The organism is Pseudomonas sp. ANT_J28 (genome assembly GCF_008370005.1).
GTDB classification, from domain to species: Bacteria; Pseudomonadota; Gammaproteobacteria; order Pseudomonadales; family Pseudomonadaceae; genus Aquipseudomonas; species Aquipseudomonas frigoris.
This window is the reverse complement of record NZ_VOBM01000007.1, coordinates 137,836-157,656: the sequence shown is the minus strand read 5'-3', so window position 1 is coordinate 157,656 and position 19,821 is coordinate 137,836. Positions and strand designations below refer to the sequence as shown.

The 19,821-nt window shown below is 59.6% G+C and carries 21 protein-coding genes; 8 read left to right on the top strand and 13 right to left on the bottom strand.

The genetic code is table 11. The annotated features are described in order from the left end of the window. Positions 1–181 precede the first annotated feature (181 nt). The 6 genes from hemA (at position 182) to FQ187_RS06880 (ending at position 5,545) form a co-directional block, all read left to right on the top strand. Positions 182–1,471 carry a glutamyl-tRNA reductase gene (hemA, locus tag FQ187_RS06905; protein ID WP_149628892.1) on the top strand — a complete coding sequence of 430 codons (1,290 nt, stop codon included), beginning with the start codon at positions 182–184 and terminating at the stop codon, positions 1,469–1,471. After that, complete coding sequence (gene prfA / locus FQ187_RS06900; protein ID WP_046048306.1) at positions 1,468–2,550, top strand: peptide chain release factor 1; 1,083 nt, start codon at positions 1,468–1,470, stop codon at positions 2,548–2,550. The genes hemA and prfA overlap by 4 nt, the downstream gene beginning before the upstream one ends. Next, positions 2,551–3,381: a peptide chain release factor N(5)-glutamine methyltransferase gene (prmC, locus tag FQ187_RS06895; protein WP_149628891.1), complete on the top strand. Its 831-nt coding sequence runs from the start codon at positions 2,551–2,553 to the stop codon at positions 3,379–3,381. Then, a complete protein-coding gene (locus FQ187_RS06890) occupies positions 3,375–4,130 on the top strand; it encodes a molybdopterin-synthase adenylyltransferase MoeB (protein ID WP_149628890.1) in 756 nt (251 codons plus the stop codon). Before prmC ends, FQ187_RS06890 begins: the two co-directional genes overlap by 7 nt. Further along, the gene (gene murI, locus FQ187_RS06885) at positions 4,123–4,938 is read left to right on the top strand and encodes a glutamate racemase (protein ID WP_149628889.1); all 816 of its coding nucleotides are present in this window, start codon (positions 4,123–4,125) and stop codon (positions 4,936–4,938) included. Before FQ187_RS06890 ends, murI begins: the two co-directional genes overlap by 8 nt. 88 nt (positions 4,939–5,026) lie before the next feature. Further along, positions 5,027–5,545 carry an acyloxyacyl hydrolase gene (locus FQ187_RS06880; protein WP_046053445.1) on the top strand — a complete coding sequence of 173 codons (519 nt, stop codon included), beginning with the start codon at positions 5,027–5,029 and terminating at the stop codon, positions 5,543–5,545. A 63-nt stretch (positions 5,546–5,608) separates the two neighbouring features. Here FQ187_RS06880 and FQ187_RS06875 read toward each other — a convergent pair whose 3' ends face one another. The 11 genes from FQ187_RS06875 to FQ187_RS06825 form a co-directional block, all read right to left on the bottom strand. Further along, positions 5,609–5,914, bottom strand: coding sequence for a YkgJ family cysteine cluster protein (locus tag FQ187_RS06875; protein WP_149628888.1), 306 nt, complete (start codon positions 5,912–5,914; stop codon positions 5,609–5,611). Between the two features lie 53 nt (positions 5,915–5,967). After that, entirely contained in the window at positions 5,968–6,471 is a 504-nt protein-coding gene (locus tag FQ187_RS06870) for a DUF2878 domain-containing protein (protein WP_149628887.1), read from the bottom strand. Beyond that, a complete protein-coding gene (locus tag FQ187_RS06865; protein WP_129441282.1) occupies positions 6,464–7,735 on the bottom strand; it encodes a cyclopropane-fatty-acyl-phospholipid synthase family protein in 1,272 nt (423 codons plus the stop codon). Before FQ187_RS06865 ends, FQ187_RS06870 begins: the two co-directional genes overlap by 8 nt. Continuing rightward, positions 7,722–8,537 (bottom strand): DUF1365 domain-containing protein, encoded by an 816-nt coding sequence (locus tag FQ187_RS06860; RefSeq protein WP_046053441.1) that lies wholly within the window; start codon positions 8,535–8,537, stop codon positions 7,722–7,724. Before FQ187_RS06860 ends, FQ187_RS06865 begins: the two co-directional genes overlap by 14 nt. Then, positions 8,534–9,781: an NAD(P)/FAD-dependent oxidoreductase gene (locus FQ187_RS06855; protein WP_149628886.1), complete on the bottom strand. Its 1,248-nt coding sequence runs from the start codon at positions 9,779–9,781 to the stop codon at positions 8,534–8,536. The genes FQ187_RS06860 and FQ187_RS06855 overlap by 4 nt, the downstream gene beginning before the upstream one ends. After that, positions 9,778–10,560, bottom strand: a complete 783-nt coding sequence (locus tag FQ187_RS06850) for an SDR family oxidoreductase (RefSeq protein ID WP_129441286.1) — start codon at positions 10,558–10,560, stop codon at positions 9,778–9,780. The genes FQ187_RS06855 and FQ187_RS06850 overlap by 4 nt, the downstream gene beginning before the upstream one ends. Beyond that, the gene (locus FQ187_RS06845) at positions 10,557–10,979 is read right to left on the bottom strand and encodes a nuclear transport factor 2 family protein (RefSeq protein WP_129441288.1); all 423 of its coding nucleotides are present in this window, start codon (positions 10,977–10,979) and stop codon (positions 10,557–10,559) included. Before FQ187_RS06845 ends, FQ187_RS06850 begins: the two co-directional genes overlap by 4 nt. Then, entirely contained in the window at positions 10,972–12,417 is a 1,446-nt protein-coding gene (gene phrB, locus FQ187_RS06840) for a deoxyribodipyrimidine photo-lyase (RefSeq protein WP_149628919.1), read from the bottom strand. The genes FQ187_RS06845 and phrB overlap by 8 nt, the downstream gene beginning before the upstream one ends. A gap of 20 nt (positions 12,418–12,437) precedes the next feature. Continuing rightward, positions 12,438–13,379: a MerR family transcriptional regulator gene (locus tag FQ187_RS06835; protein WP_134419002.1), complete on the bottom strand. Its 942-nt coding sequence runs from the start codon at positions 13,377–13,379 to the stop codon at positions 12,438–12,440. Between the two features lie 10 nt (positions 13,380–13,389). Further along, on the bottom strand, positions 13,390–14,349 hold the full coding sequence (locus FQ187_RS06830; RefSeq protein ID WP_149628885.1) for a DUF523 and DUF1722 domain-containing protein: 960 nt from the start codon (positions 14,347–14,349) through the stop codon (positions 13,390–13,392). Between the two features lie 132 nt (positions 14,350–14,481). Next, complete coding sequence (locus FQ187_RS06825; RefSeq protein ID WP_149628884.1) at positions 14,482–15,468, bottom strand: NAD(P)/FAD-dependent oxidoreductase; 987 nt, start codon at positions 15,466–15,468, stop codon at positions 14,482–14,484. 196 nt (positions 15,469–15,664) lie between these two features. Between FQ187_RS06825 and FQ187_RS06820 the strand changes: the two genes are divergently transcribed. Then, complete coding sequence (locus FQ187_RS06820) at positions 15,665–16,567, top strand: TIGR01777 family oxidoreductase (RefSeq protein ID WP_149628883.1); 903 nt, start codon at positions 15,665–15,667, stop codon at positions 16,565–16,567. Between the two features lie 13 nt (positions 16,568–16,580). After that, positions 16,581–17,606, top strand: coding sequence for a ferrochelatase (gene hemH, locus FQ187_RS06815; protein ID WP_149628882.1), 1,026 nt, complete (start codon positions 16,581–16,583; stop codon positions 17,604–17,606). Between the two features lie 127 nt (positions 17,607–17,733). On the opposite strand, the gene FQ187_RS06810 is transcribed toward hemH, so the two are convergent. After that, positions 17,734–19,008: a uracil-xanthine permease family protein gene (locus FQ187_RS06810; RefSeq protein ID WP_134418994.1), complete on the bottom strand. Its 1,275-nt coding sequence runs from the start codon at positions 19,006–19,008 to the stop codon at positions 17,734–17,736. A gap of 2 nt (positions 19,009–19,010) precedes the next feature. Beyond that, the gene (gene upp, locus FQ187_RS06805; RefSeq protein ID WP_134418993.1) at positions 19,011–19,649 is read right to left on the bottom strand and encodes a uracil phosphoribosyltransferase; all 639 of its coding nucleotides are present in this window, start codon (positions 19,647–19,649) and stop codon (positions 19,011–19,013) included. Positions 19,650–19,821 lie beyond the last annotated feature (172 nt).

Here is a 19,821-nt window from a genome sequence, read left to right as displayed (position 1 = left end):
TAGGAAGAGGACGACTAACCTGCGGTCGGATCATCATGACACAAGCCTTCGGCCAAACATAACCGAGTCTCAATGGGTGTCTTTATAGAGGCGGGTCATTGGGACAATAGTCAGCGGTAGTTGTTCTGGCTCTGTCGAAGTAGGACAATTGCCGGCTTCACGTCACTATCAGCGACCTTGAATGGCCTTCCTTGCACTCGGTATTAACCACAAGACTGCTTCAGTAGACGTCCGCGAGCGCGTGGCCTTTACCCCTGAGCAGCTGGTGGAGGCCTTGCAGCAGCTCTGCCGACTCACCGACAGCCGCGAAGCTGCGATCCTCTCCACCTGCAATCGCAGTGAACTCTATATAGAACAGGATCACCTTTCGGCTGACGTTATTTTGCGCTGGCTGGCTGATTATCACCATTTGAGCCTCGAAGAGCTGCGCGCGAGCGCTTATGTGCACGAAGATGATGCGGCAGTTCGTCACATGATGCGGGTGGCCTCCGGGCTTGATTCGCTGGTGTTGGGCGAACCGCAGATTCTCGGTCAGATGAAATCGGCCTACGCCGTGGCCCGCGAGGCCGGCACCATCGGTCCGTTGCTCGGGCGGCTGTTCCAGGCCACGTTCAATGCCGCCAAACAGGTGCGCACCGACACCGCCATCGGCGAGAACCCGGTGTCCGTGGCGTTTGCCGCGGTCAGTCTGGCGAAACAGATTTTCAGCGACCTGCAACGCAGCCAGGCCTTGCTGATCGGCGCCGGCGAGACCATCACCCTGGTCGCCCGCCATCTGCACGAGTTGGGTGTAAGGCGCATCGTCGTCGCCAACCGCACCCTGGAGCGCGCGAGCATTCTGGCCGAGCAGTTCGGCGCCCACGCGGTGTTGCTTTCGGACATCCCGGCGGAACTGGTGCGCAGCGACATCGTCATCAGCTCCACCGCCAGCCAGTTGCCGATCCTTGGCAAAGGCGCGGTGGAAAGCGCCTTGAAACTGCGCAAGCACAAGCCGATCTTTATGGTAGACATCGCCGTCCCCCGGGATATCGAGCCGGAAGTCGGCGAACTGGACGACGTTTACCTTTATAGCGTCGACGATCTCCACGAAGTGGTCGCCGAGAACCTCAAGAGTCGCCAGGGCGCAGCTCAGGCGGCGGAAGAGATGGTCTCGATCGGTGCCGAAGATTTCATGGTCCGCCTGCGTGAGCTGGCGGCGGTGGATGTGCTCAAGGCCTATCGCCAACAAAGCGAGCGCATGCGCGACGAAGAATTGCAGAAGGCCCAGCGCATGTTGGCCAACGGCACCAGCGCCGAAGACGTGCTGGTGCAACTGGCGCGGGGGCTGACCAACAAACTCTTGCACGCACCGAGCGTGCAATTGAAAAAGCTCTCTGCCGAAGGCCGCCTCGATGCGCTGGCCATGGCCCAGGAACTCTTTGCCCTGAATGAGGGCTCATCGGATAGCTTTTCGGATAAGAAACCGCAATGAAAGCGTCACTGCTCAATAAGCTGGACATCCTCCAGGACCGTTTCGAGGAATTGACTGCCTTGCTTGGCGACGGCGAAGTCATTTCCGATCAGAATAAATTCCGCACCTATTCCAAGGAATACGCGGAAGTCGAACCGATTGTCGAAACCTATAAACAGTTGCTCAAAGTACAAAGCGACCTTGAAGGCGCCCAGGCGCTGCTCAAGGACAGCGATCCGGACATGCGCGAAATGGCCGTGGAAGAAGTCCGCGAAGCCAAAGAGCAACTGATCGACATCGAAGCCAGCCTGCAACGCATGCTGCTGCCCAAGGATCCGAACGATGGGCGCAACGTGTTCCTCGAAATCCGCGCCGGCACCGGCGGTGATGAGGCGGCGATTTTCTCCGGCGACCTGTTCCGCATGTATTCGCGTTACGCCGAGCGTCGTGGCTGGCGGGTGGAAATCCTCTCGGAGAACATCGGTGAACACGGCGGCTTTAAAGAAGTCATCGCTCGCGTCGAAGGCGACAACGTCTACGGCAAGCTGAAATTCGAATCCGGTGCACACCGCGTACAACGGGTTCCGGCAACTGAGTCCCAGGGGCGCATCCACACCTCGGCCTGCACCGTAGCCGTATTGCCCGAGCCGGACGAACAGGAAGCGATCGAGATCAACCCCTCGGATTTGCGCATCGATACCTACAAATCTTCCGGTGCCGGTGGTCAGCACGTTAACAAGACGGACTCGGCGATCCGCATCACGCACTTGCCGTCCGGTATCGTCGTCGAGTGCCAGGAAGAGCGTTCCCAGCACAAGAACCGCGCCCGGGCGATGTCCTGGCTGTCGGCCAAGCTCAACGATCAGCAGACCAGCGCCGCCGCCAATGCCATCGCCAGCGAGCGTAAATTGCTGGTGGGCTCGGGTGATCGCTCCGAGCGGATCCGCACCTACAACTTTGCCCAGGGCCGGGTCACCGACCACCGGGTCAACCTGACGCTGTATTCCCTCGACGAAATCCTCGCGGGCGGTGTCGATGCGGTGATCGAGCCGTTGCTGGCCGAATACCAGGCCGACCAATTGGCGGCGATAGGTGAGTAAATGACGATCATTGCCAGTTTGTTACGCGCCGCCGACCTGCCGGATTCGCCCACCGCGCGCCTGGATGCCGAATTGTTGCTGGCCGCTGCGTTGGGCAAGTCCCGCAGTTTTCTGCACACCTGGCCCGAGCGCATCGTTCCGAGCGAAGCGGCGCTGAAATTTTCCGAATACCTGCAACGCCGTCGTAGCGGTGAGCCAGTGGCCTACATCCTCGGCCAGCAAGGTTTCTGGAAGCTTGATCTGGAAGTTGCACCGCACACGCTGATTCCGCGTCCGGACACCGAACTGCTGGTGGAAGCCGCACTGGAATTGTTGCCCGCGACACCTGCCAAGGTCCTCGATCTCGGCACCGGCAGCGGCGCCATTGCCCTGGCCCTGGCCAGCGAGCGTCCGGCCTGGAAGGTGACCGCCGTGGATCGCGTGCTCGAAGCCGTGGCCCTGGCCGAGCGCAATCGCCAGCGCTTGCACCTGAACAACGCCACCGTGCTGAGCAGTCACTGGTTCAGCGCGCTGGAAGGTCAGCGTTTTCAACTGATCATCAGTAACCCGCCTTACATCGCCTCCGCCGATCCGCACCTGGTGGAAGGCGATGTGCGCTTTGAACCGGCCAGTGCCTTGGTGGCTGGCGTCGACGGGCTCGACGATCTGCGTCTGATCGTCGCCCAGGCGCCGGATTATCTGGAGACGGGCGGTTGGCTGATGCTCGAACACGGTTATGATCAAGCCACAGCAGTACGCGATTTACTGCTGACTCGCGGTTTTGAAGAAGTCCACAGCCGCACCGATCTGGGCGGTCACGAACGTATCAGCCTGGGGCGCCTGCCGTGCTGAATGATCAGGAATTGTTGCGCTACAGTCGGCAGATTCTGTTGCAGCACGTCGACATCGACGGCCAGTTGCGACTGAAGGAGAGCCGCGTGTTGATCGTCGGTCTCGGCGGTCTCGGCTCGCCGGTTGCGCTTTATCTGGCAGCCGCCGGCGTCGGCGAGTTGCATTTGGCGGATTTCGACACCGTCGACTTGACCAACCTGCAACGCCAGATCGTTCACGACACCAACAGTGTCGGCTTGAGCAAAGTCGACTCGGCGATCCGCCGACTGAGTGCGATCAATCCCGAGATTCAGTTGATCGCCCATCGCACCGCGCTGGACGAAGATTCGCTGGCCGCCGCTGTGGCTGCGGTGGATCTGGTGCTGGACTGTTCCGATAATTTCTCCACCCGCGAAGCGGTCAACGCTGCGTGTGTCGCCGCCTGCAAACCGCTGGTCAGTGGCGCTGCGATTCGGCTGGAAGGGCAGTTGTCGGTGTTCGACCCGCGTCGCCCGGAGAGTCCGTGCTACCACTGTTTATATGGTCACGGCAGCGAAGCCGAACTGACGTGCAGCGAAGCCGGCGTCGTCGGGCCTTTGGTTGGCCTGGTGGGCAGCCTTCAGGCGCTGGAAGCCATGAAGTTGCTGGTGGGTTTCGGCGAGCCGCTGGTGGGGCGTCTGTTGTTGATCGATGCCTTGGGCTCGCGCTTTCGCGAACTGCGGGTCAAGCGTGATCCGGGCTGCAGCGTCTGTGGTTCGAAGCATGCGTGAAGCGCCGATTGGCGTGTTCGACTCCGGCGTCGGTGGGCTTTCGGTGCTGGCCGAGATCCAGCGTTTGCTGCCCAACGAGTCACTGTTGTACGTCGCCGATTGCGGGAATATTCCCTACGGCGAGAAAACCCCGGAATTCATCCGTCATCGTTGCAGTGTGATGGCCGGTTTTTTTCAGCAGCAGGGCGCCAAGGCCTTGGTGCTGGCTTGCAACACGGCGACTGTCGCTGGCGTTGCAGACTTGCGGCGCGATTATCCCGAGTGGCCCATCGTCGGCATGGAGCCGGCGGTCAAACCGGCCGCTGCCGCCACCCGCAGCGGTGTGGTCGGTGTGCTCGCCACCACCGGCACCTTGCAGAGTGCCAAGTTCGCCGCGTTGCTCGACCGATTCGCCACCGATGTGCGAGTCATCACTCAGCCGTGCCCCGGCCTGGTGGAGCTGATTGAAAACGGTGATTTGCACAGTCCGACCCTGCGCCAATTGCTGGCCAGGTATGTCGAACCGCTGCTCGGTGCCGGGTGCGACACAATAATTCTCGGCTGCACGCATTACCCCTTCCTAAAGCCGTTGCTTAAGCAGATGATCCCCGATGACATCAGCTTGATCGACACAGGCGCCGCTGTAGCGCGGCAACTTCAGCGTCTGTTGGCCGAGCGTGAATTGCTCGCCGAGGAGCCTGCTCGTGCTGCACAGTTCTGGACGAGTGCCGATCCGGAGCATTTCAGAAATATCTTGCCAATACTGTGGAATACCGCTGGCGTTGTGCGAAGCTTCAAGGAGCAAACAAAACTCGAGGCAAACGAGTAGCTGGGGTGAGCTTCTGATTAATCGTCGACTTCTATAGCGTCAAGCAACAAAAAAACCATACGAAATTGTTCGGAAAAGGATGTTTCTAATGAAGCGACTATTCTGCTTGGCCGCGATTGCGGCCGCACTGATGGGGCACAGTTTTACTGCACAGGCGGCAGGCGTGGAGTTCGCGGTTGGCGAGACCAGCGACTCGACCATGACCTATAGACTGGGCATGCAATTCGATTGGGACAAGAGCTGGTTGCAGAGTGATGTCGGTCGCGTGACCGGTTACTGGAGCGGTGCCTACACCTATTGGGAAGGCGACAAGACCTCCAGCAACCACAGCCTGTCGTTCTCGCCAGTGTTTGTTTACGAGTTTGCCGGTCAGAACGTCAAGCCGTACCTGGAGGCCGGGATTGGCGTGGCGTTGTTCTCTCATAGCGAACTTGAAAGCAACAACCTCGGTGGTGCTTTTCAGTTCGAAGACCGATTCGGCTTTGGTCTGCGCTTTGCGGGCGGACATGAAGTCGGGATTCGTGCAACGCACTACTCCAATGCCGGTCTTAACAGTTACAACGACGGCGTAGAAAGCTACTCGCTGCACTACACGATGCCGTTGTAAGCCTCAGTGCTTTTAATGTGGGAGCGAGCTCGCTCCCACATTCGTATTCGACTGACTTCGACTTCATCGATACGCCGTGGTAATCCCCTGGCGTTCGTCGATGCATTCCGGTGCGCCCATCTCGAACTCCCGGCAAATCAACGGGCGTTTTTCATAGATGGTGCACATCATGCTGTTGCGATCCAGCGCAGCACACCAACCGTCATCCAGACGCAACATGACTTCCCCACCCCAGTCATCAGTATCGATAAAACGTTCGGGCACGCCTGTGTCGGTGATCAGCATGACTTCGAGCTGACAGCAGCAAGCTGCGCAGGTCGAGCAAGTGACCACCGGTTCGACGATTTGCATGTGGGGAATGGTTTTCATGGCTCGCAGTGTAAGGCAGTGGGCCGGGGCTGTGTGAAAGGCCTGACGGACGCTCAGCTGTGGGTGTCGGACGCCAGCCGCTGAGCCATGAAATGCAGCGTGGGAAACAGCAGCGCCCACAGTAATCCGATGCCGATCAGTGTCGGCGATTGCCCGAAGGGAAATTGCACCCCGGCCAATTGTCCTCCCGCGTAATACGACAGCGGCCCACCGACGGCGCCCAGTAGGCTGCCGAGCCACCAGGGATTGGCGGTCCATTGCAGGCAATGGCGCAAAGTGGTTGCCAGCAACGCCCACAACAGCATCAGCCACGGCGGAATCAGCGGCGCGACATCGTTGAAGTCGAACACCCCAAGCCAGCGCAACGAACTGTCGACCGTCGTTCCCAGCAGCACCACGCTGAGGATCAGTCGGCCTTCATTGGCCCCGCGACTTATCCACAACAGATGAATCACCAGCACCGCCAACGCCACCAGCAACCACAGACCACTGCCTCCGATCACGCAGGCAAACCAGCCGATCTGAAATAGCGCGGCATTTGCCAATCGTTCATGCATCGAATCGGCCGAGCAGCGGCGCCGGCATTGCGGCGGGTTTGGCCAGTAGCAATTGCGCCGTGCCGATGGTGCGTTCCAGGAAACCACCTTCGCAGTAGCACAGATAAAATTCCCACAGCCGCAGGAAATAGTCGTCGTAGCCCATTTCGCTCAAGCGACCGTGGGCGCGGCGAAAATTCTCATGCCACAGGCGCAAGGTTTGGGCGTAGTGCAGGCCGAAATCCTCCATGTGCAGCAGGTTCATGTCGGTGTCACGGCTGACAATCTCCAGCATTTTCTGCACGCAGGGCAGGGCGCCGCCGGGGAAGATGTAACGCTGGATGAAATCGACATTGCTCTTGGCTTGTTCGTAGCGCTGCTCGCGGATGGTGATCGCTTGCAACAGCATCAAGCCGTTGCTCTTGAGCAGATGCGCGCATTGCTTGAAGTAGGTCGGCAGGAAGCGATGACCAACCGCCTCGATCATCTCGATCGACACCAGTTTGTCGTACTGCCCGCTCAGGTCGCGATAATCGGACAGCAGCAGTGTGACCTGGTCCTGCAAACCCAGGGCTTCGATCCGTTGCGCGGTGTAGGCGTACTGCTTTTTCGACAGCGTGGTGGTGGTGACTTTGCAGCCGTAATTCTGGGCGGCGTAAAGCGCCATGCTGCCCCAGCCGGTGCCGATTTCCAGCAGGTGATCGCTGGGTTGCAGCGCGAGTTTCTGGCAGATACGTTCGAGCTTGTTCAGTTGCGCCTGTTCCAGGGTGTCTTCAGGGGTGAGGAACTGCGCGGCGGAATACATCATGGTCGGGTCGAGAAACTGCTCGAACAAGTCATTGCCGAGGTCGTAATGTGCAGCGATGTTTTTCTGCGAGCCCTTGCGCGTGTTGCGATTGAGCCAGTGCAGGCTCTGCACGAACGGGCGGCTCAGTTTTGCCAGTCCACCTTCCAGCGCATCCAGCACGTCAAGGTTGCTGACGAAGACACGCACCACTGCCGTCAAATCCGGCGAACTCCAGTAGCCGTGGATAAACGCTTCGCCCGCGCCAATCGAGCCGTTACTCGCCACCAGTCCCCAGACCGCGGCGTCGAGGATATGGATTTCGCCCACGGGATGGCTGCCGGCGGTACCGAAGACGTGCCGTTCGCCGTCTTCGAAGACCACCAGTTGCCCGTGTTTGAGCTGCGCCATCTGCCGCAACACACCACGGCGCAGCAACGATCCGGTTAGGCTGTTGGTACTTAACAGGCTGGTTTTGGCCGAGACACTAGAGGATTTCATGGCGGCGATCCTTGGGGGGAACAATGGTGGTCTGAAATCTGCCATCGGCAGCAGGATGAGCAAATATCGGTGTGCGTTTCAGTAACAAGCGCACGGCCTGCCAATAAATCGCCAGACAGGTTTTCGCGGTCATCCACGGAAAGCGCCGCAAGTAACGGTGCAGGCTGCCGCGGGTGAGGGCTTCGCGGTGCAGGTTGAGCGTGGCGTCGAACAGTTTCAGTTCGCCTTGCCAGTCCGCCATGTGCACGCCGAGTTTTTGCGCGGCGGGGCTGAAGCTCATGCGGTATTCAATATCGCGCGGTAGAAACGGCGACACATGAAACGCCTTGGCCACGGCGAAATGCTGGTGGAAGTCCTGCACGTTCGTCGGTGCCTTGGCCGGCAACACGTAGTGGTAACGCTCGCGCCACGGCGTATTGGTGACTTCGCAGAGAATCGCCGCCAGTTGGCCGTCGGCCTCATGGCAGTAGAAAAAACTCACCGGGTTGAACGACAGGCCCCAACTGCGGGCTTGGGTCAGGAGGCAGATCGAGCCGTGTGGCACATGGCCGATTACCTCGGCGACTTGCTGGCGTACCGCGTCGATCAAACGCATGCCACTGCCAGTGAAGGCTTTCAAGTAATCGGTTTCGCGAAACGAAAACGGCGCGAAACGGCTGGTGCCGGACAGCGGCGACAAGCCAAGCACCGCGTCCTGTTCATCGAGGTCCAGGTACAGCAGACCGATCCGGTAACGGAATTCATGGCGCCGCGGGGCAAACCGCCGATGGGCGATCCAGCCGCTATAAAGGGCGCTGTTCACAACACTTCTCCCAGTGAGCGAGCAACCCGCAGCGCACTGACCACACCATCTTCATGGAAACCACTGGCCCAATAAGCGCCGCAAAACCAGGTGTGGTGCGCGCCGTCCAATTCATCCCAACGCGCTTGCGCGGCGACGGCAGCCAGGCTGTATTGCGGATGGGCGTAGGTGAATTTGGCCAGCACTTTGTTCGGGGTGATGCCTGCGCTCTGATTGAGGCTGACGCAAAACGTGGTGTCGCTCTGGATGCCTTGCAGAATGTTCATGTCGTAAGTGACGGCGGCCAGCGTGTGACCGGGACCACCGAGGCGATAATTCCAGCTTGCCCAGGCAAGTTTTCGCACCGGCAGCAAGCGCGTGTCGGTGTGCAACACCACTTCGTTGTCGGCGTAGGGCAGGGCACCGAGGATCGACTGTTCGGCGCTGCTCGGTTTGGCCAGCAGTTTGAGGGCCTGATCGCTGTGGCAGGCGAACACCACTTTGTCGAAACGCTCGCTGCCGGCGGCACTATGGATAACGACGCCGTCTTCATCGCGTTCAACGCGGGTCACCGGGCAATTGAGGCGGATCTTGCCTTTAAAAGACGCGGTCAGAGGTGCGACATAAGCGCTTGAGCCACCCTCGATCACACTCCATTGCGGACGATTGCTGACGGACAGCAAGCCGTGATTCTTGAAAAACCGGATGAAGAACTGCAACGGGAAACCGAGCATGTCGGCCATGGACATCGACCAGATCGCCGCGCCCATCGGCACGATGTAATGCAGGATAAAGCGCTCGCCGTAACCGCCGGCCTTCAGGTATTGATCGAGGGTGGTGTCGGCGGCGATCCGTTGTTCTTCGAGGTCGCGCTGGGCTTCTTTGTTGAAGCGCAGGATGTCCCGCAACATGCCCCAGAACCCTGGCGACATCAGGTTGCGACGTTGGGCGAACAAGCTGTTGAGGTTGTTGCCGTTGTACTCAAGGCCCGAGTCCGGGTCGGTGACCGAGAAACTCATCTCGGTGGGTTTGAAGCCCACGCCGAGCTGGCCCAGCAGGCGAATGAAATTAGGGTAGGTCCAGTCGTTGAACACAATAAAGCCAGTGTCCACTGCATAGCGCTGGCCATCGACAGTCACGTCCACCGTGTGGGTGTGACCGCCGACCCAGTCGCTGGCCTCGAACAGAGTGATCTCGTGCCTGCGATTGAGCAGGTAGGCGCTGGTCAGCCCCGAGATCCCGCTGCCGATGATGGCGATGTTCAAGGGACATCCTTGATCGGCGGACTGCTGCGCACCATGCGCTTGCCGATCGCCAGTTTCACGCCGTTGGGCATTTTTGACAGCGGCCAGAGCGCGGCCATGAACAGTCCGGGAAACGCGATCTCCAGTGGGCGTTTTTTGAGTTTGGCGAAGATGTGCTGCGCAGCTTTATCCACAGGCCAACTGAGCGGCATCGGGAAATCGTTCTTCGCCGTCAACGGTGTCTCGACAAACCCCGGGCTGACCACGGTGACTTCAATGCCTTCCGGCGCCAGATCAATGCGCAACGATTCGAACAAGTAGCGCAGCCCGGCCTTTGACGCACCATAAGCTTCGGCGCGGGGTAGCGGCAAATACGTCACCGAACTGGCGACGCCCACCAAGTGCGGCGCGGTACCCTTGCGCAGCAGCGGTAAGGCCACCTCGATGCAGTACGCGCTGGCGAGCAAATTGGTGCGCACCACATGCTCGACAATCGACGAATCGAATTGCTGAACGTCGACGTATTCGCAGGTGCCTGCGTTGAGAATCACCGTGTCCAGTGATCCCCAGTCTTCGGCAATTTGCGCGCCGATTTCGCGGACTGTCTGGCTGTTGGTCAAGTCACCGGGCACCACCAGCACTTGCCCCGGATAACGCAGGGACAAGACTTTCAGTACTGCCGCCGAGCGTGAACTGACGGCGACGTGGGCGCCGGTTTTCAGTATTTCTTCGGCCAGCGAGGCGCCAATGCCGCTGCTGGCGCCGGTTAACCAGTATCGCCGTGGTGGTGTAAAACTCATCCCATTCTCCTTTTCAGCCAGGCAATCGCCCGACCCAGTACGGGTACATGTTCGTAAAGCAGCGCCCCGGCATCGAAGTAATCCCGATGGCGATAAACCTTATCGCGCCAAAGCAGGTGCGAGCAGCCATCGACCCGAATCAACTGACCGCCCGCCAGACGCGGATGGCGATAACTCATGACCCAGCGCAAATAGCCCTCGCCTTCGCTGATCTGGTCTAAGCCATGAAAGTCGAAGTGCAGATCGCTGACGTTGGCGTAGAGCTCGGCGAAGTAGCTGCGCATTTGCACCAGGCCCTGAACTTCGTGCAGAGGATCGGTGAAGTGCACGTCGTGGGTGTAGAGCTGATCTAGGCGTAGCAGGTTGTCCTTGTCCAAGGCTGCAAACTGTTGGGCAAAACGGCGCAGGAAATCACTCATCGTGTCCTCCGGCCTGTTGTCTTGATGGCAGGTTCTTGAACGCGGCCAGCGCCCGTTGGCGCGAGGTGCTTAGGTTGACGATTGGCGACGGATAATCTGCCACGCCGAACAACCCACCAAGGTTGGCCGGGTTGTGCACGTCCTTTTTGTTCAGCCCGGCCAGTTCCGGCAGCCAGTGCTTGATGAACACGCCTTCGCTGTCGAATTTTTCCGACTGGCTCAACGGATTGAAAATCCGGAAGTAGGGCGCCGAGTCGGTGCCAGTAGACGAGCTCCACTGCCAGCCACCGTTGTTCGCCGCGAGGTCGCCGTCGATCAGGTGCCGCATGAAAAAGCGCTCGCCTTCACGCCAGTCAATCAGCAGGTTTTTGGTCAGGAACATCGCCACGACCATGCGCAGTCGGTTGTGCATCCAACCGGTTTCGAGCAATTGGCGCATGGCCGCGTCGATGATCGGCAGGCCGGTGCGGGCTTCTTGCCACGCCAGCAGTTCTTCCGGGGCGTCGCGCCAGGCCAGGGCTTCGGTTTCCGGGCGGAAAGCACGGTGACGCGAGACCCGTGGGTAGCCCACCAGAATGTGTTTGTAGAACTCGCGCCACAGCAGTTCGTTGATCCAGGTCACCGCGCCGACCTTGCCGCTTTCGAACTCCCCTTGATTGCTTTGCAGGGCAGCGCGCAGGCATTGGCGAGGGGAAATCACCCCGGCGGCAAGATAAGCCGAGAGCTGACTGGTGCCCGGTTTGGCCGGGAAGTCTCGCTCGTTTTTGTAATAGTCAATCTGGGCGTCGGCGAAGGTGTCGAGACGGCGCCTGGCTTCGGCTTCACCGGCAGGCCAGAGTGTGCGCAGGCTGAGGATCGGCGTTTTGAAACCTTCAACGCTTGATGGGATTTTGTCGCTGCCGATAGCAAGTGGCCCCTGAACCGCGGGTGCGACGACCAGCCCTGGTAACGACGCGCGCAGACGGTCGTAGCAGGCTTTGCGGAACTGGCTGAAGACTTGAAAGTAAGTGCCGGTCTTGGTTAGCACGCTGCCCGGTTTGAACAGCAGTTGATCGAGGTAGCTATAGAAATCGATGCCATGGGCCTTGAGCGATTCGCCCACGGCGTCATCACGATGGCTTTCATGAATGCCGTATTCCTCGTTGACGTGCACCGCGTCGATCTTCAATTGCTGACACAGTTCAAGCAGCACCTTCGGCGCTTCATCCCAGCGTGATGACGTGCGGATCAGCAAAGGAATATTCAGTTCGCCCAGCGTACGGCTCAACTCGCCAAGATTGCGCAACCAGAAATCCACTTTGCACGGCGCATCGTCGTGCTCCAGCCATTGGTCCGGGCTCAGCAGGTACACCGCTACCGTCGGACCGCGAGCAGCGGCCGCCGAAAGGGCGGTGTTGTCATGTAGGCGCAAGTCGCTGCGCAACCAGATCAATTGCATGGTGGTGTCCGTACGTTTCATTAAATCAGTCCACGCTGAATCAGGTCCTGATGGACGATTAGCGGGTCTTCGGCCAAGAACAAATCAGCGATCTCAGTAGTTTTTACGGACAACTCGGCGTGGTGGATGCATACCGTTGGTCCGGCAATCATTTTTGGGCAACTGACACCATTCAAAAGTTTCGGCAACTGCGAAAGGTTCATGGCTTTGCTGGAATACAGCAGTACGCCGCGGGCTTGCAGGTGATCGACCGCCAGCGCGAGTTCGCCGGCTGGGAGTGGCCAGTCGAACACCTCCACCGGGCAATCGGCGCTGCTGATCAGCCAGGCGGTCAGCCACAGGTGAGGTTCCAGTGGCAGGTCCGAGTGATTGATCAACAACAGTGGCGCGGTACGTAACTGACGGTTGTTATGGTAGATGCGTGCGCCAAATTTGCTGCGTAACCAGGAGTAAAAAAACACCCGCTCCATCTGCGCGCCGAACTGTCCTTGCCAGCGTTGCTCCAGTTCAGCCAGCAGCGGCATCAGCAGTTGTGCGCACAAGGTCCGTGGTGGATACAGCGCCATGGCCTGATTGACGGTGTCATCGAGAGTGCGCTCGTTCAGTTGAGTGACCGCCTGCAGCAGCGTATGGCGCAGCACTTGCCAATCGTTTTCGACTGATTCGGTAAAGGCCTGCGGGGTGTCGAGCAGTTGCTTGACCTGGCTGACGGCCACACCGCGGTTGAGCCAGGTGAGGATCGTCAGGATGCGTTGAACGTGTTCGGCAGAAAACAGCCGATGCCCCTTGGGCGTGCGTTGCGGCACGATCAGGCCATAACGCCGTTCCCAGGCCCGCAGGGTGACGGCGTTGACGCCGGTCTGCCGCGCGACTTCACGGATCGGCAGCCAGCCTTCGTCGAGGGCTTTCTTGAAGTCGGCGCCGAGGTCTTCGCTGGCGCTGGTGTCGAGTGGGCTTTTCATTGGATTGTCATTAGATCGCGTTTCGCAGACTGAGATTTTCCGGATGCGGTTGCAGGTAAACCTGTTGCGCAATGTACGGATCCGGATGTTGGCGAAAGTAGTGTTTGAGCAGCGTCAACGGCACCACTAACGGCACGATGCCGTGGCGGTATTGCCCAATGACGTGCTGCACTTCCTGTTTGTCTTCAGGGCTGATTGCCTGTTTGAGATAGCCACTGATGTGTTGCAGGACGTTGGTGTGGCTGCGGCGTGTGGCGCATTTTTTCAAGGCCGTCATCAGCTCGCTGAAATAGCGTGGACCAAGTTCGTTCGGGTCGGTCTGGCCCATGTTGCCCAGCAGGGTACCCAGGGTTTTGTATTGCACCGGGTTGTGGGCCATCAGCAGGTATTTGTAGCGCGAGTGAAAGTCCGTAAGGCCACGGCGAGTCAGGCCGTCGCGCAGCAACTGCTGCCAGGCACTGTAGGCGAACACGCGGGTGAGGAAGTTTTCTCGCAGCACCGGGTCGTTGAGTCGGCCGTCTTCTTCCACCGGTAAATCCGGATGCCGCGCACAGAACGCCTGGGCGTAGATGCCACGGCCACCTCCGTCCACCGGCGCGCCGTTGGCGTGGTAGACCTTGACCCGATCCAGGCCGCATGACGGGGATTTCTGCATGAAGATATAGCCGCAGAGGTCGACCAGTTCTGCGGCCATTTTCTGACCGTATTCGGCCAGTGGCCGGGTGACATTGAGTGTTGTGTTAACGGTGCCGACGGCTTCGGGATGTTGTGGATCACCCACCAGACGGATCGGTTCACGGGGAATACCGAGGCCAATGGCGACTTCGGGGCAAACCGGGACAAAATCGAAATAGTCAGTGAGGGTGCGACTGCACAGCCGCGATTCCTTGTGCCCGCCGTTAAAACGCACTTCTGCGCCCATCAGGCAGGCGCTGATGGCAATCTTTGGTTTCACGGTGATGTGGGGCATCGGAGCACCTCGAATCTAAACCTGTACAGACTGTTCGGTCTGTACAACATAACTTCATCATAGATTCAAAGGTGTACAAGTCAAACTATTTGTATAAGTTTTACCGTCGGCCTCCTACCGGATTGATGCGGTTCACTGCAGATGCGCATGCAAGCGGCGGGCGGCTTCCTGGCCGCTGAGCCAGGCGCCTTCGACACGACCGGACAAGCACCAGTCGCCACACACATAGAGGCCCAGATCGGCATCGGCCAGTGCTCCCCATTCATGGCTGCTGGCGGGCCGGGCGTAAAGCCAGCGGTGGGCGAGGCTGAAGGTCGGGGCGGGCATGGCGCTGTGCAGCAGCTCGGCAAATGCGCCGTGCAATTGCTCGATCACGGCTTCTTTGGGCAGGTCGATATGTTGTCGGCTCCAGGCACTGGTCGCATGCAATACCCACGTGTCGAGGGTGTTGTCGCGTCCGGGCTTGCTGCGGTTGCGGGCCAGCCAATCGAGCGGGCTGTCCTGTACGAAGCAGCCTTCCATGGGAGTATCCAGCGGTGTCTCGAACGCCAGAGCGACAGCCCAGGTCGGGTCCATTTTCACCCCGGCGGCGGCGCCGGCGAGTTTCGGCGCGGAGGCCAGCAGTGCCGTCGCCTGTGGCGCCGGCGTGGCGATAATCACATGACTGAACGGGCCGTGGGTGAAGCCTTCGGCGTCCTGCAGATGCCAGTGCTCTTCGCCGCGATAGACCTCGGTAATGCGGCAGGCGAAATGCACTTCCAGGTCGCCGAGCAGGCCACGGGTGATTGCGCTCATGCGCGGCGTGCCGACCCAGCGCGTCTGTTCGTCCGGCGACAGGTTGAGCTGGCCACCGTGATAGGTGTAGAGCTGCGGCATCCACTCGGCGACCCAGCCGTTGCCTTGCCAGCGCTGGACTTCAGTGACGAAGCGGCGATCGCGGGCAGTGAAATATTGCGCGCCCATGTCCAGAGCCCCCGCATCACTGCGCTTGCTTGACATGCGTCCGCCACTGCCGCGGCTTTTATCGAAAAGTTGAACGACATGCCCGACCTCTGTCAGGGCCTGGGCGGCGGAGAGCCCGGCGATGCCGGTGCCGATGATTGCGATAGGTAAAGTCATAGGGGCCTCGTTTACCTTTCTGTACAGACTACGCCGTGGTTGAAACCTGTACAATATTGTTTTTTGGTATAACTTTTAGCGTTCTCGTTCTGACAGCTTGGCCTATTGTTAAACACAGAGCCTGCCCGATAACAAAGATCCCTGCTTATAAAAATAGACTAGTGATCAGGGTTAAACGCCACGCGAGGAAGTAGTCATGCACATATTGCTGACCGGCGGTACTGGTTTGATAGGACGTCAGCTCTGCGGACTCTGGTTGAGTCAGGGGCATCGCCTGACGGTCTGGAGTCGCAAGCCTGAAAAAGTTGCGAAAATCTGCGGTGCCCAAGTGCGCGGAGTGGCCCGCCTCGAGGACATCGGCCAGGAGCCGGTGGATGCGATTATCAATCTGGCAGGCGCACCGATTGCCGATCGGCCCTGGACAACCAGACGCAAAGCGCTGTTGTGGAGTAGCCGCATCACCCTGACCGAAACCCTGCTGGCCTGGGTCGAAACCTGTGAACAAAAACCGCAGGTGTTGATTTCGGGGTCTGCAGTCGGTTGGTACGGTGACGGGGGTGAGCGGGAATTGACCGAGAAATCTCCACCGGTCATCGATGATTTTGCCAGCCAGTTGTGCATCGCCTGGGAAGAAACCGCCCAGCGTGCCGAAGGCTTGGGCCTTCGCGTGATCTTCGTTCGCACCGGGCTGGTGTTGTCGGCCGAGGGCGGCTTTTTGTCGCGGCTGTTGCTACCGTTCAAAATGGGACTGGGCGGGCCTATCGGCAATGGCCGGCAGTGGATGCCGTGGATCCATATCAACGATCAAATCGCCTTGATTGATTTTCTTCTGCATCAGGAAGACACCAGTGGTCCTTATAATGCCTGCGCGCCCAAACCGGTGCGCAACCGCGAGTTTGCCAAGACATTGGGCGGCGTGCTGCACCGCCCGACGTTCATGCCCATGCCGGCCCTGGCGTTAAAGGTGTGTCTGGGTGAGTTGTCATTGTTGTTGCTGGGCGGCCAGAAGGCCGTACCGGCTCGCTTGCTGGATGCGGGTTTCACTTTCCAGTTCACTGATTTGCGCGCGGCTCTGGACGACCTTTCCAGCCGCCTTTGAAATAGGACGTTGCATGACCGATCACGCATTGCTTCTGGTCAATCTGGGCTCTCCGGCCTCCACCTCGGTGGCGGATGTGCGCAGTTACCTCAATCAATTTCTGATGGACCCGTATGTGATCGACCTGCCATGGCCGGTGCGACGTTTGCTGGTGTCGCTGATCCTGTTCAGGCGCCCGGAGCAGTCTGCCCACGCCTACGCCTCGATCTGGTGGGAAGAGGGCTCGCCGTTGGTGGTGCTCAGCCGTCGCCTGCAACAGGCCATGACGGCCCAGTGGACCCACGGTCCGGTGGAACTGGCGATGCGTTACGGTGAGCCGTCGATGGAGTCGGTGCTGGTGCGCATGGCAGGGCAGGGGGTCAAACGTATTACGTTGGCGCCTCTGTATCCGCAGTTCGCTGACAGCACCGTGACCACGGTGATCGAAGAAGCCAAACGGGTCGTGCGGGAGAAGAACCTTGACCTGCAGTTTTCGATACTTCAGCCGTTTTACGACCAGCCGGAATACCTGGATGCGCTGGTGGCCAGCGCCAAGCCGCATCTGGCGCAGGAGCACGATCACCTGTTGCTAAGCTTTCACGGATTGCCGGAGCGGCACCTGACCAAGATCGACCCTACCGGTCACCATTGCTTCAAAAGCGATAATTGCTGCCTGAACGCTTCGCCAGAAGTATTGGTGACCTGCTACCGCGCCCAATGCCTGCGCACGGCGTCCGAGTTTGCCAAGCGGCTGGGGCTGCCGGACGGCAAGTGGTCGGTGTCGTTCCAGTCGCGTCTGGGTCGAGCGAAATGGATCGAACCCTACACCGAAGCGCGCCTCGATGAATTGGCTGGAATGGGCGTGAAGAAGGTACTGGTGATGTGCCCGGCGTTCGTTGCCGATTGCATCGAGACCCTGGAAGAGATCGGTGATCGCGGGCGGGAGCAGTTCCGCGAAGCGGGGGGAGAGGAGTTGGTGCTGGTGCCGTGCCTTAACGACGATCCGCAGTGGGCGCGGGCGTTGAGCACCTTGTGCGAAAGAGCCCCGTTGGCCCTTTAAAAGCATCGTCGGATCGCCGCCCGGAGCCAGCTCGCTCCCACATTTGATCTTTGTGCTCACTGAAGATCCAGTGTGGGAGCGAGCTTGCTCGCGATGGCTATCTCACTGCAATAAAGACCTTAAGTCTTCAAAGCAACTGATCATTCGCCTTCTTGTGCTTCCAGCTGTCATTACCCGGCAGCAATAGGTTCAGCGCAATCGCCGTCACGGCGCACAGCGCGATGCCTTTGAGGCCGAAGTCGTCCGGCCCTGTGCCGGTGCCGACCAATACGCCGCCAATCCCGAACACCAGGGTCACCGAGACAATCACCAGATTGCGCGCTTCGCCCAGGTCGATCTTGTGGCGAATCAGCGTGTTCATGCCCACCGCCGCGATCGAACCGAACAACAGGCACAGAATCCCGCCCATCACCGGCACTGGAATGCTTTGCAGCAGCGCGCCGAACTTGCCGATGAACGCCAGGCTGATGGCGAATATCGCCGCCCAGGTCATGATCTTAGGGTTGTAGTTCTTGGTCAGCATCACCGCGCCCGTCACTTCGGCATAGGTGGTGTTGGGTGGACCGCCAAACAGGCCGGCTGCGGTGGTGGCAATGCCATCGCCGAGCAGGGTGCGGTGCAGGCCGGGTTTCTTCAGGTAATCGCGACCGGTCACGCTACCGACGGCGATCACGCCACCGATGTGCTCGATGGCCGGGGCCAGGGCCACCGGAACGATGAACAGAATCGCCTGCCAGTTGAATTCCGGCGCGGTGAAGTGCGGGATCGCAAACCACGGTGCGGCGGCAATTTTCGCGGTATCAACGACGCCGAAGTAGAACGCCATCGCAAAACCCACCAGCACGCCCGAGATGATCGGCACCAGGCGGAAGATGCCTTTACCGAACACTGCGACGATCAGGGTGGTCAGCAGCGCTGGCATCGAGATCAGCATGGCCGTCTGATAATGAATCAGTTCGGTGCCGTCACCGGCCTTGCCCATCGCCATGTTGGCGGCGATTGGTGCCATGGCCAGGCCGATGGAGATGATCACCGGGCCAATCACCACTGGCGGCAGCAGACGGTCAATGAAACCGGTGCCTTTGATCTTCACCGCAAGGCCGAGGAAGGTGTAGACGAAACCGGCCGCCATCACGCCGCCCATGGTCGCCGCGAGGCCGAACTGGCCCTTGGCGAGAATGATCGGGGTGATGAAGGCAAAGCTCGACGCCAGGAACACCGGCACCTGACGCCCGGTGACGATCTGGAACAGAATCGTCCCCAGGCCTGCGGTGAACAGCGCCACGTTCGGGTCGAGGCCGGTAATCAGCGGCATCAACACCAGAGCGCCGAAGGCCACGAACAGCATCTGCGCACCCGACAGCACCGTGCGCCAGAGCGGATCGTTGAACTCTTGCTGCATGCTCAAGCGTCCTTCTGCTTGGTGCCGAAGATCTTGTCACCGGCATCGCCCAGGCCTGGAATGATGTAACCGTGTTCGTTGAGTTTTTCGTCAATGGAGGCGGTGTAGATGGTCACGTCCGGGTGAGCCTTGCCTACGGCGGCGATGCCTTCAGGGGCAGCCACCAGCACCATCGCGCGGATATCCCGGCAACCGGCCTTTTTCAGCAGGTCGATGGTAGCGACCATGGAGCTGCCGGTGGCGAGCATCGGGTCGATGATCATCGCCAGGCGTTCATTGATTTCCGGAACCAGTTTTTCCAGATAGGTGTGGGCCTGCAGGGTCTGTTCGTTGCGGGCCACGCCGACGGCGCTGACTTTGGCGCCCGGGATCAGGCTCAGCACGCCTTCGAGCATGCCGATACCGGCGCGCAGGATCGGTACTACAGTAATTTTCTTGCCGGCGATTTTCTCGACCGACACAGTGCCGGCCCAGCCTTGGATATCGTAGGTTTCCAGCGGCAGGTCTTTGGTGGCTTCATAGGTCAGCAGGGCACCGACTTCCTGAGCGAGCTCACGAAAATTCTTTGTGCTGATGTCGGCGCGGCGCATAAGGCCGAGTTTATGACGGATCAGCGGATGGCGGATCTCAAGGATGGGCATGGGAAAGGCTCCGGCGGCGGGCAAAAAAACCGGCCTAGATTAATCTATCCGAGGGTGTTGTCCTATAGACATACAGTACGTTAGTCCACAAACGCTTGATCTGGCCTCGCTTGATGCGTACCTTTGCCCGCTTTTCCTCACTTAGTCCCCCCCCGTTACCACCCCCCAGGAG

Bases quoted from the DNA above. Each gene is read 5' to 3' on its own strand.
- FQ187_RS06845 (WP_129441288.1), bottom strand. From the start codon at position 10,979: ATGAGTGATTTCCTGCGCCGTTTTGCCCAACAGTTTGCAGCCTTGGAC.
- FQ187_RS06835 (WP_134419002.1), bottom strand. From the start codon at position 13,379: ATGAAAAGCCCACTCGACACCAGCGCCAGCGAAGACCTCGGCGCCGAC.
- FQ187_RS06830 (WP_149628885.1), bottom strand. From the start codon at position 14,349: ATGCCCCACATCACCGTGAAACCAAAGATTGCCATCAGCGCCTGCCTG.
- upp (WP_134418993.1), bottom strand. From the start codon at position 19,649: ATGCCCATCCTTGAGATCCGCCATCCGCTGATCCGTCATAAACTCGGC.
- murI (WP_149628889.1), top strand. From the start codon at position 4,123: ATGCGTGAAGCGCCGATTGGCGTGTTCGACTCCGGCGTCGGTGGGCTT.
- FQ187_RS06850 (WP_129441286.1), bottom strand. From the start codon at position 10,560: ATGAGTTTTACACCACCACGGCGATACTGGTTAACCGGCGCCAGCAGC.
- FQ187_RS06825 (WP_149628884.1), bottom strand. From the start codon at position 15,468: ATGACTTTACCTATCGCAATCATCGGCACCGGCATCGCCGGGCTCTCC.
- prmC (WP_149628891.1), top strand. From the start codon at position 2,551: ATGACGATCATTGCCAGTTTGTTACGCGCCGCCGACCTGCCGGATTCG.
- FQ187_RS06810 (WP_134418994.1), bottom strand. From the start codon at position 19,008: ATGCAGCAAGAGTTCAACGATCCGCTCTGGCGCACGGTGCTGTCGGGT.
- phrB (WP_149628919.1), bottom strand. From the start codon at position 12,417: ATGCAATTGATCTGGTTGCGCAGCGACTTGCGCCTACATGACAACACC.
- FQ187_RS06880 (WP_046053445.1), top strand. From the start codon at position 5,027: ATGAAGCGACTATTCTGCTTGGCCGCGATTGCGGCCGCACTGATGGGG.
- FQ187_RS06870 (WP_149628887.1), bottom strand. From the start codon at position 6,471: ATGCATGAACGATTGGCAAATGCCGCGCTATTTCAGATCGGCTGGTTT.
- FQ187_RS06875 (WP_149628888.1), bottom strand. From the start codon at position 5,914: ATGAAAACCATTCCCCACATGCAAATCGTCGAACCGGTGGTCACTTGC.
- hemA (WP_149628892.1), top strand. From the start codon at position 182: ATGGCCTTCCTTGCACTCGGTATTAACCACAAGACTGCTTCAGTAGAC.
- FQ187_RS06865 (WP_129441282.1), bottom strand. From the start codon at position 7,735: ATGAAATCCTCTAGTGTCTCGGCCAAAACCAGCCTGTTAAGTACCAAC.
- FQ187_RS06820 (WP_149628883.1), top strand. From the start codon at position 15,665: ATGCACATATTGCTGACCGGCGGTACTGGTTTGATAGGACGTCAGCTC.
- prfA (WP_046048306.1), top strand. From the start codon at position 1,468: ATGAAAGCGTCACTGCTCAATAAGCTGGACATCCTCCAGGACCGTTTC.
- hemH (WP_149628882.1), top strand. From the start codon at position 16,581: ATGACCGATCACGCATTGCTTCTGGTCAATCTGGGCTCTCCGGCCTCC.